Origin of the sequence: Agriterribacter sp. (genome assembly GCF_035444585.1) — a bacterium.
Classification (GTDB): Bacteria; Bacteroidota; Bacteroidia; order Chitinophagales; family Chitinophagaceae; genus Agriterribacter.
Genome location: NZ_DAOMOZ010000121.1, coordinates 10,495 through 14,622, shown reverse-complemented (window position 1 = coordinate 14,622; position 4,128 = coordinate 10,495). Strand labels below are relative to the sequence as shown.

The following is a 4,128-nucleotide window of genomic DNA, read 5'->3' as shown; positions in this document are numbered from 1 at the left end:
TACATTGATGCCCGTGATCTGTGAAAAAACAGATAACACGATGCCTATGATCAGAGCCGTACGCAAACCGGGCTTCAGCAGGTCGGAAAAAGGCGCCTGCTTTTCTGTTAATGATTCGCGGATGGAAATGATTTCTTTGTCGGCGTTTTCCCTGCCGTTTACTTTGGCAAGTATACCATCGGCTTCATTCCACCTGTTTTGTTTTGCCAGCCAGCGCGGACTTTCAGGAACCGGGAGCAGCAAAAAAATAAATACAATAGATGGTACAAGTCCGGATCCGAACATCCATCTCCATCCTGAGTTTACGTTCCATGCATGGTCATGCAACCCTGCAATACCTGCATTTACAAAATAGATCAGGAGTATGCCGGTCACTATCCCCAATTGGTAAATGGAGATAAGCCTGCCTCTGATGGCAGCCGGGGCTATCTCCGAAATGTACATGGGCGACAGAATAGAAGCGATACCAATGCCTATACCGCCAATGAAGCGGAAGAAAATAAAATATTCAATACCTGAAGGAATAAGTATGCCAATGGATGAAATAGCGAAAGCAAAGCCGGATATCATCAGCACTTTTTTCCTGCCCAGCTTATCACTGAGCATTCCGGCAAGCATGGCACCTGCCATGCAGCCAATCAAAGCACAGGAAGCTGCCCAGCCTGTCATAGCCGGGGAGAGATCATATTTCTCCTGCATAAAACCGATAGCGCCCGCAACCACTGCGGTATCATAACCAAAAAGCAAGCCGCCAACGGCGGCTACAAAAGTGTACCGGTATACGTATTTTAAACTATAATTTCCCATATATCAATTGCTGTGGTAATCCCCGATATTTTCTGTATTTACAAATGCTTTGATCGTGCAACAGGTTGTGCCTTTGCCATTGCCCCAGGGACGGATGGTATATGCACCAACAGCAGCCGGTACAATAAAAGTTTCAGCATAATGCACGATAAAGGGTTTGAAAGCGCCCCCGGGACTTTCCACAACCGCTTCTCTGCCTTCCACAAGGTTGAGGATATTTACAACGCCGTTGGTATTATGATGAACCTGTCCGGTAAACCAGTGTCTTCTTGTTTCTATAAAAGAACCGTCATGAAGCCCGGTTCTTTCCTCCACCCATTCGTCTCCTTCCGCAATCTTTTGTACCTGGTTAAGAATATTATTTTTAGTCCATTGCGTGGTGCGGTTCCATTGAATGGAATGCTGCCCGTGCTTTAATGAAATAGGCCTGGGTTTTCCGTCCATTCCCATTCTTCCCCAGTCCCACAGCTTGAATGTAAAAATGTAAGGCGTGGCGCTGATCTCCAGCACTACACTGTTAGCGCCGGAGCAATGCACCGTACCTGCCGGGATCAATACGTGGTCGTGCTTGCGGATGGGCCATTTTTCTACGTACTGATCTGCATCAAATGTTACATTTTTTTCCTGGGCCGCTTCCAGGTCGCTGACCATTCTTTCCGGAACGATCCCTTCTTTAAGCCCGAGGTATACAAAAGAATCATTTTGCGCTTCCAGGAAATAATAGCTCTCATCCTGTGTATAATCCATCCCGAACTTTTCATGGATATATTCCTTTAAAGGATGCACCTGCAGGCTCAGATTTCCGCCCTGCATCGTATCAAGGAAATCAAACCTTATAGGGAACTCGGCCCCGAAAGCTTCAAATACTTTAACGCCCAGCAGCGCTCTGGGCTGGCTGAAAACAAGATTGATAGAAGGTGTTTCAAATAAAATATGATCCAAGCGTATCAGCAGGCTGTTCTCTTCCGGTACACAATCAAAGCCCCATGCAAAATTTTTTTCTGTTCTTTCCAAATCACAAACCTCTTTCAGCCATTGTCCTCCCCAGGGACCGGGATCAAAAAAAGGCACCACCCTGAAAGGCTGATGTACTATTTCTTTTAAAGCATTCTGCAATGCTGATCCGGATATCATTTTGGGGTCATCGGGGCGCGTTGTGTCCAGTACATAATCGGCCACCGGCAGCAGTTCTTTTTTTTGCCTGTCGCATACGCGCCAGTCAACAAAAAAAGCTCTTTTATACTGGTATGAAAATACGTCGCCGGGGTTATCGGTACCCAGATTGCTGATCTCATTGCGCCTGAACCGCAGTTGAATTTCCCATCGGGGCATATCGGCGTATATCAGTATATGCGGCTTTTTGTGCACAAAGGACGCCCCCGTTCCATAAATACATACTATGCCTTTTGTGCTTTTAATTTCCTGCCGCAGTTGTTCCAGGCGCTGGGGCACAAAAAAATCTTCCAGATCAAGTGAGGTGATACGACCAAAAACCGGGTCATCTGTAACATAGGGATATACCAAATGTTCAACCTGGTTTGCAGAAAGCATGGCTGTTTGCGCAGGAATAAAATGTATCGGATCAGTGATATGCCGTTTCAATTGTGAAACCAACTGTTCCGCAAAAACACCGTGATAGCATTCAATAATGATAACACAGGGATCAGCTTTTTCCTGATAAATGCGGCTTTGCAATTCATCTGCAATTTCATCCCAGCCCGAATAACCCCTGTAGCCATGCACCGCAACTTCGGGAAACTTGTCAAAATTAGAATTATACAAATTTGTGCTTTTAAGGTAAATAAATGATAACCAGAGCACCCTGCACATTCCGGTTGCCAAAGCGTCATACCTGAATATAAAACAAAAAAGCAACCCGGAGGATTGCACGCGTTATCTGAAAGCACTCACTGGTAATCGTTGTGCAATAAAACAACTCCGTTCATTGTTAAAATATACCCGTACACCTGCCTGTCATCAAATTAAAATTGTCATCGTCTTTCTGAAAGCCGTAATTCGGTATCGTGTTGCACGGTTAAAGTGAAATGCTGCCTGGTTATTTAACAGAATTTCGTAGATTTATGTCTATATGTCCATACATATCAAATGTAGAAACTTTTTTATTCATTCCCAATTATTTTAAAACTCTTTTTTAGCGGGTTGTGTAAGATAGCTGTATTTTTTATGCGTTTTTGCACAACCTTAACGGGTTCCCCATATTAAACCTTCTTTTTTATATGAAGATATTATCCGGATATCATGCGCTTCTCCTGTTGCTTTTTCCATATGGTTTAACTGCTCAGAATTTGTTGAAGTATGTTGACCCGAATATAGGCACAGCGCACAGCCGATGGTTTTTTTACACACCCGCAGCAGTGCCTTACGGGATGGCCAAACTGGCGCCATCCACCAACGGGCATTACGGCAATGCCTCGGGATGGGAGGCCGTAGGATACGACACAAGACAAAATTCCATAGAAGGGTTTGTGCATTTTCACGAATGGCAGGTGGGCGGCGTTGGTTTTATGCCCACCACGGGACAATTAAACGTAAAGCCCGGCAAGTTAGAGGATCCATCCGGCGGCTACCGTTCGTCTTTTAGCAGGGAAAATGAAATAGCTGAGCCCGGCTATTATAAAGTGCTGCTTGATGATTATAATATTACCGCTGAATTAACCGCTACCAAACGGGTTGGCTTTCATCGTTACATTTTTCCGGAGAACAGCCATTCGCATATTATACTGGATATTGGTAATAAACAGGGAGAAAGCGGTGAAGTAACAGATGCGGGCATACGAATGACCGATGATACCCATTTCGAAGGCTTTGTGGTAACGTATCCGCAATATCTTCGTTTGTATGATCCCGAAGGTAAGGTAGCCATGTATTTTTATGGCGAAGTCAGCAAAAAACCCGGAAGTGTTGGAGCATTCACTGAAAACAGCGTCAGCGAAAATACTTTAGCTGCCAAAGGAAAAGGAGCCGGACTTTTCTTAAATTATCAAACTGCGGAAAATGAAAGTATAGAAATAAAAGTGGGACTTTCCTATACATCAACAGCCAATGCGAAAGAAAACCTGAACGCGGAGGCCGCCACACTTTCTTTTGATGATGCCCGGATAATGGCGCAAAACACCTGGCAACAGGAACTGGGTAAAATCACAGTAGAAGGAACAGATGAGAAAAGTAAGGTAAAATTTTATACCGGTCTGTTTCATGCATTGCTGGGCAGGGGCATTGCCAGTGATGTAAATGGCGCTTATCCCATGCATAGGGCGCAGACAGGCAGGTTGAAAACCGGCTATGCAGGTGAGAGTCCTG

The 4,128-nt window shown here is 44.8% G+C and carries 3 protein-coding genes; 1 reads left to right on the top strand and 2 read right to left on the bottom strand.

The genetic code is table 11. From position 1 onward, the window contains the following. Nucleotides 1-807 (bottom strand): MFS transporter (locus PLH26_RS13400; protein ID WP_324586534.1); only part of this gene is annotated, 807 nt, incomplete at its 3' end. A gap of 3 nt (nucleotides 808-810) precedes the next feature. After that, complete coding sequence (locus PLH26_RS13395) at nucleotides 811-2,589, bottom strand: class I mannose-6-phosphate isomerase (RefSeq protein ID WP_324586533.1); 1,779 nt, start codon at nucleotides 2,587-2,589, stop codon at nucleotides 811-813. 455 nt (nucleotides 2,590-3,044) lie between these two features. On the opposite strand from PLH26_RS13395, the gene PLH26_RS13390 reads away from it, so the two are divergent. Next, on the top strand, nucleotides 3,045-4,128 hold a 1,084-nt coding region (locus PLH26_RS13390; protein WP_324586532.1), incomplete at its 3' end, for a glycoside hydrolase domain-containing protein.